This is a genomic window from Halomonas sp. LES1 (assembly GCF_031846005.1).
Lineage (GTDB): Bacteria > Pseudomonadota > Gammaproteobacteria > Pseudomonadales > Halomonadaceae > Halomonas.
Genome location: NZ_JAVRGC010000003.1, coordinates 99573 through 118020 on the forward strand (window position 1 = coordinate 99573; position 18448 = coordinate 118020).

At 66.4% G+C, this 18448-nt stretch carries 21 protein-coding genes; 7 read left to right on the forward strand and 14 right to left on the reverse strand.

The features are described from left to right. Positions 1–21: 21 nt before the first annotated feature. Positions 22–468 carry an OsmC family protein gene (locus RM463_RS07740; protein ID WP_195689023.1) on the forward strand — a complete coding sequence of 149 codons (447 nt, stop codon included), beginning with the start codon at positions 22–24 and terminating at the stop codon, positions 466–468. A gap of 65 nt (positions 469–533) precedes the next feature. On the opposite strand, the gene RM463_RS07745 is transcribed toward RM463_RS07740, so the two are convergent. The 5 genes from RM463_RS07745 to phaR form a co-directional block, all read right to left on the reverse strand. Further along, complete coding sequence (locus tag RM463_RS07745; protein ID WP_195689022.1) at positions 534–875, reverse strand: histidine triad nucleotide-binding protein; 342 nt, start codon at positions 873–875, stop codon at positions 534–536. Positions 876–909: 34 nt separating this feature from the next. Continuing rightward, positions 910–1779, reverse strand: a complete 870-nt coding sequence (locus RM463_RS07750; protein ID WP_195689021.1) for a phosphoribulokinase — start codon at positions 1777–1779, stop codon at positions 910–912. Then, positions 1779–2219: a thioesterase family protein gene (locus RM463_RS07755; RefSeq protein WP_311429676.1), complete on the reverse strand. Its 441-nt coding sequence runs from the start codon at positions 2217–2219 to the stop codon at positions 1779–1781. Before RM463_RS07755 ends, RM463_RS07750 begins: the two co-directional genes overlap by 1 nt. 43 nt (positions 2220–2262) lie before the next feature. Then, complete coding sequence (gene purD, locus RM463_RS07760; protein WP_311429677.1) at positions 2263–3555, reverse strand: phosphoribosylamine--glycine ligase; 1293 nt, start codon at positions 3553–3555, stop codon at positions 2263–2265. 95 nt (positions 3556–3650) lie between these two features. Next, positions 3651–4121, reverse strand: coding sequence for a polyhydroxyalkanoate synthesis repressor PhaR (gene phaR, locus RM463_RS07765; protein ID WP_195689018.1), 471 nt, complete (start codon positions 4119–4121; stop codon positions 3651–3653). A 102-nt stretch (positions 4122–4223) separates the two neighbouring features. Here phaR and RM463_RS07770 point away from each other — a divergent pair, with 102 nt between their 5' ends. Next, positions 4224–4937: a 16S rRNA (uracil(1498)-N(3))-methyltransferase gene (locus RM463_RS07770; protein ID WP_311429678.1), complete on the forward strand. Its 714-nt coding sequence runs from the start codon at positions 4224–4226 to the stop codon at positions 4935–4937. On the opposite strand, the gene RM463_RS07775 is transcribed toward RM463_RS07770, so the two are convergent. The 9 genes from RM463_RS07775 to RM463_RS07815 all read right to left on the reverse strand — a co-directional run bounded on the left by RM463_RS07775 (position 4938) and on the right by RM463_RS07815 (position 12780). Beyond that, the gene (locus RM463_RS07775) at positions 4938–5480 is read right to left on the reverse strand and encodes an ATP-dependent zinc protease (protein ID WP_229333102.1); all 543 of its coding nucleotides are present in this window, start codon (positions 5478–5480) and stop codon (positions 4938–4940) included. A 37-nt stretch (positions 5481–5517) separates the two neighbouring features. After that, positions 5518–6795, reverse strand: a complete 1278-nt coding sequence (locus tag RM463_RS07780; protein ID WP_311429679.1) for a lytic murein transglycosylase — start codon at positions 6793–6795, stop codon at positions 5518–5520. 138 nt (positions 6796–6933) lie between these two features. Then, positions 6934–7338, reverse strand: coding sequence for a monovalent cation/H(+) antiporter subunit G (gene mnhG, locus RM463_RS07785; RefSeq protein ID WP_311429680.1), 405 nt, complete (start codon positions 7336–7338; stop codon positions 6934–6936). Continuing rightward, on the reverse strand, positions 7331–7600 hold the full coding sequence (locus RM463_RS07790; protein WP_195689014.1) for a monovalent cation/H+ antiporter complex subunit F: 270 nt from the start codon (positions 7598–7600) through the stop codon (positions 7331–7333). Before RM463_RS07790 ends, mnhG begins: the two co-directional genes overlap by 8 nt. An 85-nt stretch (positions 7601–7685) precedes the next feature. Continuing rightward, a complete protein-coding gene (locus RM463_RS07795) occupies positions 7686–8159 on the reverse strand; it encodes a Na+/H+ antiporter subunit E (RefSeq protein WP_195689013.1) in 474 nt (157 codons plus the stop codon). Next, positions 8156–9673, reverse strand: coding sequence for a Na+/H+ antiporter subunit D (locus tag RM463_RS07800; RefSeq protein WP_311429681.1), 1518 nt, complete (start codon positions 9671–9673; stop codon positions 8156–8158). The genes RM463_RS07795 and RM463_RS07800 overlap by 4 nt, the downstream gene beginning before the upstream one ends. After that, positions 9670–10017 (reverse strand): Na+/H+ antiporter subunit C, encoded by a 348-nt coding sequence (locus tag RM463_RS07805; RefSeq protein ID WP_195689011.1) that lies wholly within the window; start codon positions 10015–10017, stop codon positions 9670–9672. Before RM463_RS07805 ends, RM463_RS07800 begins: the two co-directional genes overlap by 4 nt. A 14-nt stretch (positions 10018–10031) precedes the next feature. After that, entirely contained in the window at positions 10032–10457 is a 426-nt protein-coding gene (locus tag RM463_RS07810) for a Na+/H+ antiporter subunit B (protein ID WP_195689010.1), read from the reverse strand. Beyond that, complete coding sequence (locus RM463_RS07815; RefSeq protein WP_311429682.1) at positions 10450–12780, reverse strand: putative monovalent cation/H+ antiporter subunit A; 2331 nt, start codon at positions 12778–12780, stop codon at positions 10450–10452. The genes RM463_RS07810 and RM463_RS07815 overlap by 8 nt, the downstream gene beginning before the upstream one ends. Before the next feature lie 224 nt (positions 12781–13004). On the opposite strand from RM463_RS07815, the gene RM463_RS07820 reads away from it, so the two are divergent. The 5 genes from RM463_RS07820 to RM463_RS07840 are packed head-to-tail and all read left to right on the forward strand — an operon-like array spanning position 13005 to position 18442. Continuing rightward, a complete protein-coding gene (locus tag RM463_RS07820) occupies positions 13005–15836 on the forward strand; it encodes a monovalent cation/H+ antiporter subunit A (RefSeq protein ID WP_311429683.1) in 2832 nt (943 codons plus the stop codon). Continuing rightward, a complete protein-coding gene (locus tag RM463_RS07825) occupies positions 15836–16180 on the forward strand; it encodes a Na+/H+ antiporter subunit C (protein ID WP_195689007.1) in 345 nt (114 codons plus the stop codon). The genes RM463_RS07820 and RM463_RS07825 overlap by 1 nt, the downstream gene beginning before the upstream one ends. Then, positions 16177–17685 (forward strand): monovalent cation/H+ antiporter subunit D, encoded by a 1509-nt coding sequence (locus RM463_RS07830; RefSeq protein WP_311429684.1) that lies wholly within the window; start codon positions 16177–16179, stop codon positions 17683–17685. Before RM463_RS07825 ends, RM463_RS07830 begins: the two co-directional genes overlap by 4 nt. After that, positions 17682–18176, forward strand: a complete 495-nt coding sequence (locus RM463_RS07835) for a Na+/H+ antiporter subunit E (RefSeq protein ID WP_195689005.1) — start codon at positions 17682–17684, stop codon at positions 18174–18176. Before RM463_RS07830 ends, RM463_RS07835 begins: the two co-directional genes overlap by 4 nt. Next, positions 18173–18442, forward strand: coding sequence for a K+/H+ antiporter subunit F (locus RM463_RS07840; RefSeq protein ID WP_132044280.1), 270 nt, complete (start codon positions 18173–18175; stop codon positions 18440–18442). Before RM463_RS07835 ends, RM463_RS07840 begins: the two co-directional genes overlap by 4 nt. Positions 18443–18448 lie beyond the last annotated feature (6 nt).

Sequence of the window (18448 nt, forward strand, 5' to 3'; positions counted from 1 at the left end):
ACTCACAAGGAAACTCGAGACATGAAAGCCACAGTGAAATGGACCGACGGTCGCCAGTTCGTCGCCGAATCGGGAAGCGGCCATAGCGTGGTCATCGACGGCCCGCCCGACCATGGCGGTCGCAACACCGGCCCACGCCCCATGGAGATGCTGCTGATGGGCATGGGGGCCTGCGCCTCCTTCGATGTTCTCAATATCCTCGAGAAGGCCCGTGCCGATGTCAGTGACTGCGTGGCCGGCATCGAGGCCGAACGCGCCGACGCCACGCCCAGCGTGTTCACGTCGATTCACGTCCACTTTACCGTGACCGGCAAGGGGCTGAAGGAGAAGCAGGTGGCACGAGCCGTGGAGCTCTCCGCCGAGAAGTACTGCAGCGCCTCGATCATGCTGGCCAAGGGCGGGGTCGAGATGTCCCACTCCTATACCATTATCGAAGACGGCGTAACCGAAGATGGTGTCGAGGGCTGAGACACCCGGAATGCACCTGATGCGCCGAACACCCTGGATCGCGCGGTTGCCCGCAGGAGCGCCGGCTACCCAGCCGGCCAAGTAAAGCGTCGGCCGCCCATCAGGTGCATGTGAATATGATAGACCGTCTGGCCGCCCTGGTCATTGCAGTTCATCACCACTCGATAGCCCTCCTCGGCGAAGCCACGCGCCTGCGCCAGACGGGCGGCGGTGAACTGCAGACGCCCCACCAGCGCCAGATCGCCCTCCTCGATATCGTTGAGGGTCGCGATATGCTTCCTGGGAATGATCAGCAGATGGGTCGGTGCCTGGGGGTTGATATCCTCGAAGGCCACGACCTGATCATCCTCGAAGACGATCTCGGCGGGAATCTCGCGATTGATGATCTTGCAGAACAGGCACGACATCTTGCAGGCCTCCTCCTCGACAGGGTGTTCGGCCTCAGCGCGAACGGCGCTGGGCCAGCAGGTGACGCACCAGCGGTCCCAGGATCAGCTCCATGGCCAGGGAGACCCGTGCACCGGGCACCACCAGGGTATGCGGGCGGCTCATGAAGGCATCCGGGATCATCGCCAGCAGATAGGGGAAATCCACCGTGGACGGCTCGCGGAAACGAATCACCGCGAAGGACTCGGCATCCGAGGGGATATCCTGCACCTCGAAGGGGTTGGAGGTATCCACCGTCGGCACCCGCTGGAAGTTGATATGGGTACGCGAGAACTGCGGCTGGATATAGCGCACATAGTCGTCCATGCGCCCCAGGATGGTGTCGATCACCGCCTCCTGTGAGTAGCCGCGCAGCTTGGTGTCGCGATCGATCTTCTGGATCCACTCCAGGTTCATGGTCGGCGCCACGCCCACCAACAGGTCGACGTGGCGAGCGATATCGTGCTCGGGCGTGACCAGGCCGCCATGCAGCCCCTCGTAGAACAGCAGATCGGTACCATAGGGCAGGGGTTGCCACTCGGTGAAGGTGCCGATCTGGTACCCCGCCTCGATCATCTGCTTGTCTTCGGCGTGGATGTACTGACGATAGGTACCGCTCCCGCTGTCGCCATACTCCTGGAACAGCGTCTCGAGCTCCTCGAGCAGATTGGCCTCCACCGCGAAGTGGGAAAGCTCCCCCTTGTCGGGCGCCTCGCGGAAGGTCCGCGCCAGCTCTTCACGGGTATAGCGGTGGAAGGCGTCGCCATCGACGAAGGCGGCATGCACATCCTCCCGGCCGAACATGCGCTCGAAGGTGCGCCTGACGGTGGTGGTGCCGGCCCCCGAGGAGCCGGTCACGGCAATGATCGGGTATTCACGGGACATCAGGACCCTCCTGTCCCGGCGAAAGCCGCCTTCACCGCCTCGGGCACCGTCACCGGGCGGCCGGTCTCGGGGTCCACCAGCAGCAGGTTGAGGCGCGCCGTGGCCACCGGCCTCCCCCCCTCGGCATGACACACCCGCTGAAAGACGGTGAGCGCCTTGCCGCGCGGGGTGGGGATCGCCGTCTCCACCACCAGGGCATCGGGCCAGCGCGCCTCGGACTGGTACTGCACGGCGAGGTCGGCCACCACACTCGGGTAGCCGCCCAGATCCCACTCGGTCAACCCTCGTGCGGCCAGCGCCTGGATGCGTGCCTCGTGGAGCAGCGACACCAGGGCATCATGCCCCAGGTGGCGGCCATAGTTCATGTCGGTCACTCGCACCGTCAGCGGCTGACGATGGATGATGGCGGCCTCGGGAAACTCAAGCCTGACGCGCTCCATGCTCGCCTCCTACTGTTGATCTTGTTATGAAACGATCGACGACTCAGCGCTCGCCACGCTCCCGGGCAATGGCCCGATGGGCGATATCACGGCGACAGAAGGCCCCCTCCCAGCGGATGGCATCGACCCCCCGATAGGCATTCTCGGCGGCGGCCGCCACGCCCTCACCCAGGGCGGTGACACAGAGCACACGCCCACCGGAGGTCACCAGGTGGCCATCCCGCTCGGCGGTGCCGGCATGAAACACCTTGCAGCCGGCGGCCTCGGCATCCTCTAGCCCCTCGATGACATCCCCCTTGCGATAGCTGCCCGGATAGCCGCCGGCGGCGAGCACCACGCCTACCGAGGCGCGCTCGTCCCACTCGCAGGCCATGCCGGAGAGCTCGCCCCGCGCGCCCGCCAGGCAGAGCTCGGCGAGGTCGGAGCGCAGGCGCAGCATGATCGGCTGGGTCTCGGGGTCGCCGAAGCGGCAGTTGTACTCGATCACCTTGGGGTTGCCCGCGGCATCGATCATCAGGCCGGCGTAGAGGAAGCCGGTGTAGGAGTGACCCTCTTCGGCCATGCCATGCACCGTCGGCAGCACCACCCGCTCCATGATGCGCTCGTGCACCTCGGCGGTGACCACCGGGGCCGGCGAATAGGCCCCCATGCCGCCGGTGTTGGGCCCGCTGTCGCCTTCGCCGACCCGCTTGTGGTCCTGGCTGGTGGCCATGGGCAGTACGGTCTCGCCATCGACCATGACGATAAAGCTGGCCTCTTCGCCGTCGAGGAACTCCTCGATCACCACGCGGGCGCCGGCATCACCGAAGGCATTGTCCTCGAGCATGTCACGCACCGCCGCCTCGGCCTCCTCGAGGCTCATGGCGACGATAACGCCCTTGCCCGCGGCCAGCCCGTCGGCCTTGATCACGATGGGGGCGCCCTGTTCACGCAGATAGTCCAGCGCCGGCGCCACCGCGGTGAAGGTGCGGTACTCGGCGGTGGGAATCGCGTGGCGCGCCAGGAAGTCCTTGGTGAAGGCCTTGGAGCCCTCGAGCTGGGCGGCACCGGCGGTGGGGCCGAAGATCGCCAGGCCCGCCTCGCGGAAGCGGTCCACCACGCCGGCCACCAGCGGCGCCTCGGGGCCGACGATGGTCAGGTCGATGCCGGTATCCCGGGCGAAGAGCAGCAGCCCCTCCAGGTCATCCGCCGCGATGGCCACGTTGGTCAGCCCGGGCTCCCTGGCGCTGCCGGCATTGCCCGGTGCCACATAGGTCATTGCCACCTTGGGTGACTGAGCGACCTTCCAGGCCAGGGCGTGTTCGCGGCCACCGCCGCCGATGATCAGCACCTTCATCCTATCCACCTTCATGCTGCTGGCCGACTGTGCGGCATTGGAAATCGAGGCGGCATTATGTCAGAAAGTCGGGGCGCCTGCGTGACGATACGCGCCTACGGCTCGCCATCGTCACCCTTGCCACCCTTGTTGCCATTGCCCGTGGCCTGGCCGATGGTCTTCTGCCAGAAGCGCATGTTCTCCTCGGCCATGTCGCGCATCAGATCCATGGGGGAGTGGCGCATGGCCTGCTGCCACTGATCCTGCATGCGCTGCTGCTGCTCCAGCATCAGCTTGGTCCCCTGCTCCAGGTAGCGTGACAGCGGCAGCGGCTGGGCCATGTCGTAGACGCGAATGAACTGGGCCAGCAGGTCATTGGAGAACACCTGGGCATCGCCATCGGCCTGCTCCTGCTCGATGATGATCGAGAGCAGGATGGTGCGGGTCAGGTCCTCACCGCTCTTGGCATCCTCGACGCGGAACGGCACTTCATCGAGGATCAGCCCTCGCAGATCCTCGAGGGTCACATAGCGGCTCTGTTCGGTATCATAGAGCCTGCGGTTGGCATACTTGCGAATCACGCGCACGGCGCTACTCCTCATTCGGCATGGGTGGGGCGGCTGCCCCTGCAGGACCATTGTGCACCGCGACACCCACCATGCAAGACAAAGCCGCCAACGCGAGGCCCCATGAACCTGATCCTGCTGACCCACGACGATATCGAGAACGACCGCCTGGCTCGGGTGCGTGACCCGCGACGGCTGCGACACCTGCGTGAGGTGCATCGCGCCACCCCGGGGGATCGCCTCACCCTGGGCGTGGCCGGTGGTCATATCGGCCAGGGCGAACTGCTCACCCTCGGCGAGCAGGAGGCGACCTTTGCCCTGTCGCCTCTCGACCAGACGCCCCCCCCCCCGCTGCCGGTCCATCTGGTGCTGGCACTGCCGCGCCCCCGCATGCTGGCGCGCACCCTGGAGCATGTCACCGCGCTCGGGGTCAAGCAGATCACCCTGCTGCATACCCGCCGCGTGGAGAAGAGCTACTGGATGTCACCCGAACTCACCCCGGAGAAGATTCACCATCACCTGGTGCTTGGCCTGGAGCAGGCCCGGGACACCCTGCTGCCCGAGGTCTCCCTGGAGCGGGGCTTTCGCCCCTTCGTGGAGGATAGACTGCCAGCCCTGCTGGAGGGCCGGCGCGGCCTGCTGGCCCACCCCGGCATGCCCAGCGCCTGCCCGCGGGGGGTCGAGGCTCCCACCCTGCTGCTGGTGGGCCCGGAGGGCGGCTTCATCCCCTGGGAGGTGGAGAGGCTGCTCGAGACGGGCTGCGAGGGCATCCATCTGGGTCAGCGCATCCTGCGTGTGGAGACCGCGGTAACGGCCCTGCTGGCACGGCTCTTCTAGTTAGTCGTCGTCCTCTGCCGGGTCATGCTCCACGACCCGAGAGTCATCGTCGCAGCGCGGCTCGGTAAGGAAGGTATCGCGCACGTCGAGCAGGCCCAGGTGGCTGATGGTGCGCCGCCCCAGCAGCAGCGGATAGTGCATTTCCCCGCGATCGCGCAGGCCGAACTGCTCCTCGTAGACCGTATCGCCCAGACAGACCTTCATCAGCACCACCGGTCGCTCGTCACGCCCCCCGGCGCCGCGCACCTTGAGGTCTCGATAGAGGGGCAGCTCCATGCGCTCGCTGAACAGCTCGCCACTCTCCTCATCCTCCAGCTTGAGACGAAAGCGCACCCACGTCTCGCCGTCCTTCTCGAAGCTCTCGATCTCGCGAGCATCCAGTGATGAGGTCAGGGCGCCGCTGTCGAGCTTGGCCTTTACCTCCACTCCCCACGGCTCGACGGTGGCCTTCTCGACCCAACCGAAGACCTTGTCGTCGGCCTGAACCGAAGAGGCCAGCAAGGCCGCCCCCAGGGCAGCCGTCAGCATTGGTTTGATGCGCATCCTCTTTCTCCTCTGGTGGGTAGGGTTCATGGCCGAGTCAGCGGACCAGGCGCTCCAGCAGCCGCCGGGTCGCGAAGCCATCCGGTATCTCACCGATGGACGCCTGGTACTCACGCAGGCCACGCCGGGTATTGGGCCCCAGAATGCCATCGGGCGCCCCCACGGCGAACCCGCGCGCATTGAGGGCCTCCTGCATCTCGCGGATCTCGGCGCGCGCCAGCGGCTGCTCGTCGCGTGGCCAACCGCCGATGACCCCGTCACGCCCCGCGATCTCGTCGGCGAGATTGCCGACGGCCAACGCATAACTGGTGGCGTTGTTGTAGCGCAGGATGACACGGAAGTTGGGGCCCACCAGGAAGGCGGGGCCCCTCGCCCCCGCGGGCACGATCACCGCGGCCTCCTCGAAGGCCGGCAAGGCGCCACCCCCCACGGGGCGCACGCCCTGGGCGGACCAGGCCGCGGAGGAGCGTCGATTGGCCGGCTCGGCCTGGGCATAGTCGAACCCCTCCGGCAGGATCACCTCGACTCCCCAGGGCTCCCCTTCACGCCAGCCGGCACGCTCCAGGTAGTTGGCGGTAGAGGCCATGACGTCGGGGATGCTGCCCCAGATATCGCGACGCCCCTCGCCGTCTCCGTCCCGGGCGTAGGCCTCGAAGCTCGAGGGAATGAACTGGGTATGCCCCATGGCCCCGGCCCAGGAGCCCAGCATGCGCCCGGGGGCGATATCCCCGGCGTCGATGATGCGCAGGGCGGCGAGCAGCTCGCCACGCGCAAAGTCTCGGCGGCGCCCGTCATAGGCCAGGGTTGCCAGCGCCTCCAGGGTCGAGAAGTCACCGAAGTTCCCGCCATAGTTGCTCTCGATGCCCCAGATCGCCACGATCACCTCGGCCGGCACCCCGTAACGCTGCTCCATGCGGCGTGCCGTGTCGCGGTGCTCGGCCAGGCGGGCCCGCCCGGTGGTGACTCGCTGAGCGGAGACCGCGGTATCCAGGTATTGCCAGATGGGGCGTACGAACTCCGGCTGGGAACGGTCGAGCTCGATTACCCGGGGGCGATAGCGCAGTGAGGCGAGGGCCCGTTCCAGGGTTGCCTCGGAGATGCCCTCGGCGCGTGCCTCGCGACGGAAGCGAGCCAGCCAGGCCTCGAAGCTCTCGGCGTCCGCCGACGCCTCACCCCGGGGAGTGGACACCTCGCGGGTCTCACCGGTGGATGATTCGGCGGCATCATTGGCGGCTCGCGCCTCGTGGACCGGGCCACTCTGGCAACCGGCCAGCAGGGCAAGGGCCAGGCAGCCGGTCACTGTTATCCGTCGCATGAAGCTCTCCTTGGCGTGGGCAGAAGGCGAGAATCATCGCGCAGTTTGCATGTCTCAGCCAGTGCCAAGCCGCAAGGGAGCCGTTGAGAGCCCCACCGACGAACAGCCTCGGGTAGCGGCCCGGCACGCTTTTCGCCATCAGCGGTCATCGCTCTCCCCGCTGTCGCACCGGGCATTGCGCTCGGTCTCCAGGCCACTCCTCAATTCGTGGGTCAAGGGGTCATAGTTGGGCTTGAGCTCGTCCTTGAGCGTGCCCTCCCATAACTTGGTGCCCACGAAGTAGCCGGCCCGCCCGATCACATGGGCGGCGACGGGGGCCGTCATCATGATAAACAGAATCACGGCGAAGGCCCGTGCCACCACCGCCACCTGGGCAAAGTGCAGCGCCACCGCCAGCATGACCAGAGAAACTCCCAGAGTAGCCGCCTTGGTGGTGGCATGCATGCGGGTCAGCAGGTCGGGCAGGCGCACCACGCCCAGTGCCGCCAGCAGCATGAACAGTGCCCCGACCAGTACCAGTCCTTCGCCGACGATATCAGTCATCCCGCGGCCCTCCTCGTTCCAGGAATCTCGCGAAGCCGATGGCGGCCATAAAGGCCATCAGCGCCATGACGATGGCGACATCGAGCAGGCTGGCCACATCGGTGGCGATGGCCACCACCCCGATCATGCCGACCAGGATCGACGAGAAGAGCTCCAGCGCCACCACCCGGTCGGGCAGGCTCGGCCCCCGAAACAGACGCACGAAGGCGAGACACAGCGCCAGCGACATCAGCGCCAGGCTCAACAGGATGATGGGCGACATCGGCAATCTCCTTCACGGCTCGGCTCGGCATGGCTAATGGCTAATGGCTAATGGCTAATGGCTAATGGCTAATGGCTAATGGCTGTCAGCGAAACAGCGTCAGCGCACGGCGCTCAAGCTCTGCCAGATTGGCACGCAGCGCCTCCTCGTCGTCCAGAAACATGGCATGGATATAGAGCACCCGGCGGTCATCGGAGACATCCAGGCTCAGGGTGCCCGGCGTCAACGAGATCAGGTTGGCGACGAAGGCGATCTCGAACTCGCTGCGTGCCTGAAGCGGCATGGCGATCACACCGGGCTTCATGTACCAGGGCGGGGTGACGATATCGTAGGCCACCTTGAGGTTGGCCATGGCCAGCTCCTTGATGAAGAAGGCGATGAAACGCACCAGCCGCGGCAGGCGCTGGGCATAGCCGGAAAGCGCCGGCACCTGGGGCTGGATCAGCGCCAGCACCAGATAGCCGAAGGCCAGACCGGCGGCCAGATTGCGGCCGTTGAAGTCGCCGGTGAGCACCACCCAGGCGCCGCCCAGCAGCAGGTTCCAGGCCGCACCGATCATGGCATCACCTCCCCCTGCTCGCCCAGCACCGCGCGGATATAGCCCTGGGGATCCAACAGCTGGTCGGCTGAGGCTTCGGCCAGGGCATGAAGAGGCCCCGGGTAGAGACCGATCAGCAGGGTACAGAGCGCCAGCCCCGCCACCGGGGCGGCCATCAGCCACAGCTCCCGCTGGCGCACCTCCGGGAAGGGGTCGACGTCGCCCTCCGGCGGCACCGACTTCCAGAACACCTCGGCCCAGATCTTGATCATCGAGTAGAGCGTGAGCAGCCCCACCAGCAGGGCGATGGCGGTGACCCCATAGGCCTCGGCCTCGATGCCGGCGCGGATCACGATGAACTTGGCGAAGAACCCTGACAGCGGCGGAATGCCGGCAAGCGACAGGGCGGGAATCAGGAACAGCACCGCCAGCCAGGGATGGCTGCGGTAGAAGCCACCCAGTCGCTCGAGCCGGTAGCTACCACGCAGCCGATGGACGATGCCGCTGACCAGGAACAGGTTCGTCTTCACGATGATATGGTGGATGATATAGAAGACCCCGCCGACAACCGCCAGCGGCGTGAAGAGCGCCAGGCCGAGGATCATGTAGCCGATCTGGCTGACGATATGAAACGACAGGATGCGCCGGAACTCGAACTGGGCCGCCGCCCCCAGCACCCCGGAGAGCATGGTCAGCCCCGCCCCCCATAGCAGGATCTCGTGGGTGTAACCCGGACTGTGATGAAAGATCAGGGTAAAGACGCGGAACAGCGCATAGACCCCGACCTTGGTCAGCAGCCCCGCAAACAGTGCCGACACCGCGACCGGAGGGGTGTGGTAGGAGGCCGGTAGCCAGAAGAACAGCGGGAAGGCCGCCGCCTTGATGCCGAACGCCACCATGAACATCATCGCCAGGGCATCGACCATGGCCTGCTCCTCGACCATGACCAGCCGCCTGGCGATATCGGCCATGTTGAGGGTCCCCACCATGCCGTAGAGCAGCCCCACGGCGACCAGGAAGATCACCGAGGAGAGCAGGTTGAGCGCCACATACTTGATCGCCCCCTCCATCTGCGCCTTCTCGCCTCCCAGGATCAGCAGCGCGAAGGAGGCCACCAGCATCACCTCGAACCAGACATAGAGATTGAAGATGTCACCGGTGAGGAAGGCACCGGCGACCCCGGCCAGCAGCAGGTGCATCAGCGGGAAGTAGCCATGGGCCTCGTGCCCCCGGCCGGCGGTGGCCAGGGAGTAGATCGCCACGGCGAATCCGATGATGCCGGTGAGTACCACCATGATGGCCCCCAGCAGGTCGGCCACCAGGCTGATGCCGAAGGGCGCGGCCCAGCCACCCACCTGAACCACCACGATCCCCTCATGGCTTACCGAGGCGAGCAGCCACAGGCCGGAGACCAGCAGCCCGGCGGTGCCCCCCACGGCGATCAGCCGCTGCATCAGGCGCGAGCGCCAGAAGACCAGCGACACGGCACCCGCCATCAGCGGGATCAGGATCGGCAGCGCAACCTCGGGGGTCACCTGTCGGTATCCTTCATCCGGTCCATGTCATCGGCACGCACGACCTCCCAGGCGCGCCGCACCAGCACCACGGCAAACGACAGCACGCCGAAGGCGATGACGATGGCGGTCAGCACCAGCGCCTGGGGCAGCGGGTCGGCCACCACACCTTCGGGGGCGGAGAGCCCCTCCGGCACCAGTGGCGGCGCGCCACGCGTCATGCCGGCGGTGGCGAAGATCAGCAGGTTGGCGGCATTGGAGAGCAGCATCAGTCCGATCACCAGCTTGACGATGGAGCGACGCAGCATCATGTAGAGGGCGGCGGCGAACAGGGTTCCGATGGTGATGGCCATCAAGGGTTCCATGGGGGCTCCTCGCGTCAGGCGTTCTCGTCGGTCTGGATCAGGGCGGTGATGGCGGTCAGCACCGAGCCGAGCACCACCAGGTAGACGCCGATATCGAAGATCAGCGGCGTCGAGGCCTTGAAGTCGATGATCGGGAGGGTCCACCACTGGGCGGTAAAGAGGGGCTGCCCGCTCCACCAGGCGGGCAGTGTCGAGGCCACCCCCAGAAGGAGCCCCAACCCCACCAGGTCCCGGGGCGAGACCCTGAGCATCGCGTACAGGGCGCCCTGCCCGCAGGCAAACAGATAGAGCGCAAAGCCCCCTGCCGCCACCAGCCCCGCGATAAAGCCCCCACCGGGCTCATCGTGGCCACGCAGCAGCAGGAACAGCGAGAACATCAGCTGCAGCGGCAACAGCAGCCGCGCTGCCACCCTGAGGATCAGCGTGCCCGACCTAACCATCGTCTCCCCTCCGTGTCCGCCGGGCATTTCTGGCCTCGTACGCCTCGGCGTGGAAGCGCAGCATGGCATAGACACCGATGGCCGCCAGCGCCAGCACGAATATCTCCCCGAGGGTGTCCAGGGCGCGGAAGTCCACCAGAATGACGTTGACGATATTGTGACCGTGGCCCAGCGGTTGGCTGTTGGCCACCATATAGTCGGAGATGCGCGGTAGGCGCTCGCCGGAGAGCACGGTCAGCATCAACAGGGTGATCATGCCACCGACAAGCCCCGCCACGACCAGGTCACGCAGCCGCTCGACCGGGGTGGAGAGAGTGGAGAAGCGTGGCAGACGAAACAGCACCAGCACCAGCAGGATGACGGTCAGGGTCTCCACCAGCAGCTGGGTGATGGCCAGATCCGGCGCACTGAACAGCACGAAGGTCAGGGCGATGGAGTAGCCCATCACCCCCACGGCGGCCACTGCCGCCAGGCGCGAGCGCATCACGCAGGCCGCCACCGCCCCGGCGATCATCAGCCCCGCCACCACCGCCTCATGGAGGTAGACATCCGGCGCAAAGGCGAGGCTGGGCGTATGCCGCACCAGCAGCGCATGCCCCACAAGCCCCAGCAGCACCAGCAGGGTCATCACCAGATAGTTGCGAAGATAGCCGCTCTGCAGGAAGCGGGTCTGCCACTCGGCCACATGCACAAGCCCCCTGAGCAGTGCCTCATAGCCCGCCTCGGGGCCACGGGCCATCAGCGGCTCGAGACGCGCCAGCCTCGAGCGCAGGCGATCCCATCGGCGGAACACCAGCGCACCGAGCATTAGACTGGCCAGCGACAGAACAAGCGGCAGGTTGAGGCCGTGCCAGAGCGCCAGGTGTACCTGGGCCTGCCCCGCCCCGATCCCCCCGATCACGGCCCTCACCAGCGGATCGAGCAGCCCCGGGACCAAGCCGAACAGCAGCGACAGCGTGGCGAGCAGGGCGGGACCTGCGAGCATGCCGAAGGGGGCCTCGTGGGGTGCTCTTGGCGTCTCCCGTCGCGGGCCGAAGAAGGGACGAATGGCGACGACCGCCGCCACCGCCAGGGTCAGGAAGGCCGCGAGGAAGGCCAGCGGCAGGATCACTCCGCGCCAGGCCTCGGCCTCCAGCACCGACTCCAGCATCAGCTCCTTGCCGAGAAAGCCCAGCAGCGGCGGCAAGCCCGCCAGCGACAGCGCCGCCACCGCCGTCACCAGGGCGGTACGCGGCATCACATGGCGCAGCCCGCCCATGGCGGTGACATCCTTGGTGCCGGTCTCGTGGTCGAGGATGCCGGCGACCATGAACAGCGCCCCCTTGTAGAGAGAGTGGGCGAGCAGAAAGACCACGAAGGCGGTGAGTGCCGTCTCGGTGCCGATACCCAGCAGCATCGTCAGGGTACCCAGCGCCATCACCGTGGAGTAGGCCAGCAGCTTCTTGACATTGGTGTGCTGGACCGCCAGAAAGGCGCCGCTGGCCATGGTCAGCGCCCCCACCAGCGACAGGGTGACCACCCAGGACTCGGTGCCACCCAGCGCCGGGTGCAACCGCGCCAGCAGGTAGACCCCCGCCTTGACCATGGTGGCCGAGTGCAGGTAGGCCGAGACCGGCGTGGGCGCCGCCATGGCGTTGGGCAGCCAGAAATGGAAGGGAAACTGGGCCGACTTGGTGAAGGCGCCCAGCAGCACGCAGACCAGCAGCGGCAGATAGAGTGCATGCGTCTTGAGCTGATCATCCCGAGCGTTGAGCTCGGCCAGCGACCAGCTGTCGCCGGCCAGGGCCAGCATGACGAAACCGGCGAGCAGCGCCAGCCCGCCACCCACGGTGACGAACAACCCCTGCTGGGCCGACTTGCGTGCGGCGAGATCGGTATGGTTGAAGCCGATCAGCAGGTAGGAGGTGATGCTGGTGAGCTCCCAGAACACGAACAGGGCAACCAGGTTATCGGCCAGCACCAGGCCGAGCATCGACATCATGAAGGCGGTGATCACCACCAGGAAACGCGGCAGATCACGGTGACCGTGAAGGTACTCCCCGGAATAGATCAGCACCAGGGTACCGATCACCGTGATCAGCATGGCGAACAGCCACGCCAGCCCATCGATCATGAAGGTGAGGGTAATATCGAGGCCCGGCGCCCAGGCCCACTCCAGCCATAGCGTCTCGCCGCCGGCGATGGTGGGCCACTGGGCCATCAGCCAGGCGGCAATGGCCGCCGGCAGCAGCGCCATCACGCCTGCCGCTCGCGAACCGAACCAGCGATGGAGCAGCGGCGCCATGGCTGCCACCCAGAACCCTCCCAGCACGGCGAGTTGCATCCAGTGCCCTCCCGTTGGTCGACCGAATCACCTTATTCCCACAAGGTGTTGAAACACAAGGCTCGCGCGCAACATAGTGCTTTGCGTTAGGATAAACGGCATAACGCCGTGGACGGGCCAGCGCGCCAGGGACGGGATGCGACCCGGTGTCGCTTGCATCCTCCGTCCCAGCAGGCATCCTGCGCCCCTCCCCCTCACTTCATAATTCGCAGGATGAGCGATCGATGACATTGATGTGGATAGCCCTGCTGCCGCTGGTGGGCATGCTGGTGCCGATGGTCACCGCCAGCCACGGACGGCGTACCTGTTCCCTCGCCACTGCCGTCCTCCCGGCCCTGGCCCTGCTGCTGATGCTGGCACAGTTGCCGGCCCTCTCCAGCGGCGAGGCACTGCGCGCCTCCGTGGCCTGGATACCCAGCCTGGGGCTCGAGCTGGCCTTCCGCCTGGATGGGCTGTCGGTGCTCTTCAACCTGCTGATCCTGGGCATCGGCCTGCTGATCCTGCTCTATGCCCACTTCTACCTCGCGGCGGAGGAGCCCTTCGGGCACTTCTACGCCTATCTGATCCTGTTCATGGCCTCGATGGTCGGCATCGTGATGGCCGACAACCTGATCCTGCTCTGGCTCTACTGGGAACTGACCAGCCTCTCCTCCTTCCTGCTGATCGGCTTCTGGTCGCACCGCAGCGATGCCCGCAAGGGCGCACGCATGGCACTTACCGTGACCGGCGCAGGCGGCCTGGCACTGCTCGCCGGCCTGCTGCTGCTGGGCGACATGGTCGGCAGCTACGCCATGGACGATGTGCTGGCCGGTGGCGAGGCGGTACTCGCCGACCCACGCTACCCGATCATGCTGGTACTGGTACTGCTGGGCGCCTTCACCAAGTCGGCCCAGCTCCCCTTCCAGTTCTGGCTGCCTCACGCCATGGCGGCGCCCACGCCGGTCTCGGCCTACCTGCACTCGGCCACCATGGTCAAGGCGGGCATCTTCCTGATGGCGCGGCTGCATCCCGCCATCGCCGGCAGTGAACTGTGGTCGGTGGTCGTCTCCCTGATCGGCATGGCGACCATGCTCTACGGAGCCTGGTTTGCGCTGCTCAAGACCGACCTCAAGGGCATCCTGGCCTTCTCCACGGTCAGCCATCTGGGGCTGATCACGGTCCTGCTGGGCATCGGCAGCCCCATGGCGGTGCTGGCCGCGCTGTTCCATATCCTCAACCACGCCAGCTTCAAGGCGGCGCTGTTCATGAGCGCCGGGATCATCGATCACGAGGCCGGCACCCGCGAACTCGGCCGCCTCGGCGGCCTGCGCAAGGCGATGCCGGTCACCGCCCTGCTGACCAGCGTGGCGGGGGCGGCCATGGCCGGGGTGCCACTGCTCAACGGCTTTATCTCCAAGGAGATGTTCTTCACCGAGACCCTGGAGACGCCGGTGCTGGCCGGACTGAGCTGGGTGCTGCCAGTACTCGCCGCCCTGGGCGGCATCCTCTCGGTCGCCTATTCGCTGCGACTGGTACACGCGGTCTTCTTCAAGCCCGCCAAGGAGGCCCCGCCCCATACGCCCCACGAGCCGCCCTGGCTGATGCGCGCGCCGGTGGAACTGCTGGTGGTAGTATGCGTGATCGTCGGCCTGGCGCCGGTACTGGCCGAGGGGCTGCTGGGCCTGGCCGTGGAGGCGGTGCTGGGCGCCCCCCTCGACTTCCACCTGGCGATCTGGCACGGCCTGAACCTGCCGCTGGCGATGAGTGCCCTGGCCCTGGTGGCCGGGATCACGGCCTACTGGCGTCACGCCGACCTGCGCCACTTCCACCGCGGCTTCGGCCCGGTGGATGCGCGCCTGGTGTTCGAGGCCGCGCTGCAGTGCCTCGGTCGCTGGTCCGAACACAGCCTGAGACGCTTCGAGGGAGGCTCCCTGCAGCGCTACATGAGCTGGCTGCTGTTCGCCTCGCTGCTGATGGGCAGCCTGGGCCTGGCACGCATCAGCGGTCTGACCGGCCCCCAGGGTAACCAGCCCATCGACGGCGTGGTGCTGCTCGGCGCCGCCCTGCTGGTATTCGGCGGGATCGCCACCGCGGTGACCCACCGCTTCCGCCTGATCTCGCTGATCATGCTCTCGGTGGTGGGGCTGGTCGTCGCGCTGACCTTCGCCCGCTTCTCGGCACCGGACCTCGCCCTGACCCAGCTGTCGGTCGAGGTGGTCACCATGATTCTGCTGATGCTGGCGCTCTTCTTCCTCCCTCAGAAGACGCCCACGGAGTCCTCCAACCGCCGCAACCTGCGCGATGTGGTGCTGGCCAGCAGCCTGGGGCTGGTGGTCGCCAGCCTCAACTATGCGGTGCTGACGCGTGGCAACTCGCCCATCTCCGGCTTCTTTCTGGAGAACAGCATACCCGGCGGTGGCGGCCACAACGTGGTCAACGTCATCCTGGTGGACTTCCGCGGCTTCGATACCCTGGGTGAAATCACCGTGCTGGCGCTGGCCGGGCTTGCGATCTTCAAGCTGCTCAATCGCCTGCGGCTGTTCATGCCCCACAGCGACAGCGAGGGACGCCTCTGGTCGCCGGACCGCTACCCGGCGGTTCTTACCTCCATCTCCATGGCGCTGCTGCCGCTGGCACTGCTCGTCTCGGCCTTCATCTTCCTGCGCGGACACAACGAACCGGGGGGCGGCTTTATCGCCGGCCTGGTCACCGCCGTGGCGCTGATTCTGCTCTATATGGCGCGCGGGGTGGAGTGGAGCCAGGAGCGCCTCGACTTCCCCTACCAGCCGGTAGCCGTGGCCGGGGTCGGCATCGCCACTCTCACGGGCCTGGGCAGCTGGCTGTTCGGTTACCCCTTCCTGACCTCGTCATTCGGTTACTTCCACCTGCCGCTGATCGGCAAGTTCGAGCTGGCCACTGCGATGCTGTTCGACCTCGGGGTCTATCTCGCCGTGGTCGGCGCCACCCTGATGATTCTGGCCAACCTGGGCAAGGTGACCACGGTCCACCGCCCGGCCAAGGAGCCCAGGCCCGAGAACGATGCATCATCCCAGCGCCCCCGCAAGGAGACCCCCTGATGGAAAGCCTCTACGCCATCACCACCGGCGTACTTACCGCCTGCGGACTCTACCTGGTCCTGCGTTCACGCACCTTCCCCGTCGTGGTGGGACTGACCCTGCTCTCCTACGCGGTGAACCTGTTTCTGTTCTCCATGGGCGGCCTGACCACCGATGGCGCCGCACTGATCAACGGGGTCAAGGAGTACGCCGACCCGCTGCCCCAGGCGCTGGTATTGACCGCCATCGTGATCGGCTTCGCCATGACCGCCTTCGTGGTGATCCTGGCGATGCGCGCGCGCAGCGAGGCGGGCAACGACCATGTGGATGGCCGCAAGCATGAAGTCGGGGAGGGGCGCCGATGAGCACTCATCTGATCGTGCTGCCGGTGGTAGTACCACTGGTGGTGGGCATCCTGCTGCTCTTCCAGCGCCAGGGCAGCGTGCGGCTGAAGCGCCTGGTCGGGGTCGCCGCCACCCTGGCCCTGCTGCTGATAAGCATCGCCCTGGTGGCCCGAGCCGCCGGCGGCGAGGTGACCTACTACGCCCTGGGCGACTGGCAGCCTCCGTTCGGCATCGTGCTGGTACTCGACCGTCTATCGGCCATGATGGTGCTGCTCACCTCCATCCTCGCACTGGGTGCCGTGGTGTTCGCCTGTGCCGGCGACGACGAGCGCGGCAGCAACTTCCACGGTCTCTTCCAGTGGCAGTTGATGGGGATCAATGGTGCCTTCCTGACCGGCGACCTGTTCAACCTGTTCGTGTTCTTCGAGGTCCTGCTGCTCGCCTCCTATGCGCTGCTGCTCCACGGTGGCGGCAAGGAGAGGATCATGTCCGGGGTGCACTATGTGGTGCTCAACCTGGCTGGGTCCTCGCTGTTCCTGATCAGTGTCGGCATCCTCTACGGGGCCACCGGCACCCTCAACATGGCCGACATGGCCGTTCGCCTGAGCGAACTGCCTGCCGAGCATGAGGGACTGGTGGTAGCGGGCGCCCTGATGCTGCTGGTCGTGTTTGGCCTCAAGGCGGCCATCCTGCCGCTCTACTTCTGGCTGCCCAAGGCCTATGCCGCGGCCCCCGCACCGGTTGCGGCACTATTCGCCATCATGACCAAGGTGGGGATCTACGCCATTCTGCGGGTCTACTCGCTGGTCTTCGGTGAGGCCGCCGGCCCCCTGGCCGACCTTGAACAGGGCTGGGTATGGTGGCTCTCGCTGGGCACCCTGACGGTGGCCACCATCGGCGCCCTGGCCGCCCGGGACCTGCGCCTGCTGGTGGCCTATCTGGTGCTGGTCTCGGTGGGTACCCTGCTGGCGGGGATCGGCATCGGCACTCCCGCGGCTGTCTCCGCCCTGCTCTACTACCTGATCCACACCACCCTGGTCACCGGCGGCCTCTTCCTGCTCGCCGAAATGATCGGTACCCAGCGCGGCAAGGCGGGCACTCGCCTGGTCAAGGGTCAGCCGCTACGCCAGAGTGGACGACTCGCCGTGCTGTTCTTCGCTGGCGCCGTCGCCGTGGCTGGCATGCCGCCACTCTCGGGCGCGATCGGCAAGACCCTGCTGATGGCTACCGCCGAGGGGGCTCAGCGTGCCTGGCTATGGCCGATCCTGCTGCTCAGTGGCCTCGCCGCCATCATTGCGCTGTCGCGGGCGGGCTCCACGCTGTTCTGGCGCAGCACCGGCTCGGCCGATGGCCAGCGCCTGCCCCGCCGTCAGTGGTTCGGCGTCGCCTGGCTGATCGGTGCCGCCCCGCTGATGGTGGCCCTGGCCGGCCCGCTGGTCGACTACACCGACGCCACCGCCGAGCAGCTGGCCCACCCCGAGGCTCTGACAGGCGCCCTGCTGAACAACGAGGGAGATGCTCCATGATCCAGCCTCGCTCCTGGCTGCCGACACCGCTGCTGTCGATTCTGCTGCTGATCGTCTGGTTGCTGATGGTACGCAGTGTCGCCTTCGGCCATATCCTGCTGGGCGGTGCCCTGGCGGTGGCGATCCCCCTGGCAACCCACCGCTTCTGGGACACGCAGCCCAGTATCAAGAAGCCGGCCCTGCTGCTGCGCTTCGCGCTGCGTGTACTCGGCGATATCGTGACCGCCAACCTTCAGGTCGCCTGGTTGATTCTCAACCCGTGGCGGCGAATGCGGCCTCACTTCATCGAGTACCCGTTGATGCTGGAGAACCGCTTCACCATCACCCTGCTCGCCAACACCATCAGCCTGACACCGGGCACGGTCTCGGCCAATCTGCGCCTGGATGGCAAGTCGCTGCTGATTCATGCCCTCGACGTGGAGGACGATGATGCATTGATCGAGACCATTCGCGAGCGCTACGAGCGGCCGCTGAAGGAGATCTACGAATGATTGAGGTTGCACTCTGGACCAGCCTGGCCCTGGTCGTGGCAGCCATGGCGCTGAATGTCTACCGACTGACCATCGGCCCGGACATGCCCGACCGCCTGCTGGCGCTGGACACCATGTATATCAACTCCATCGCCCTGATCGTGCTGCTGGGACTCTGGCTGGATACCAAGACCTACTTCGAGGCGGCGCTGCTGATCGCCATGCTTGGCTTCATCAGTACCGTGGCGGTGTGCAAGTACCTGCTGCGCGGCGACATCATCGAATAGGGAGAC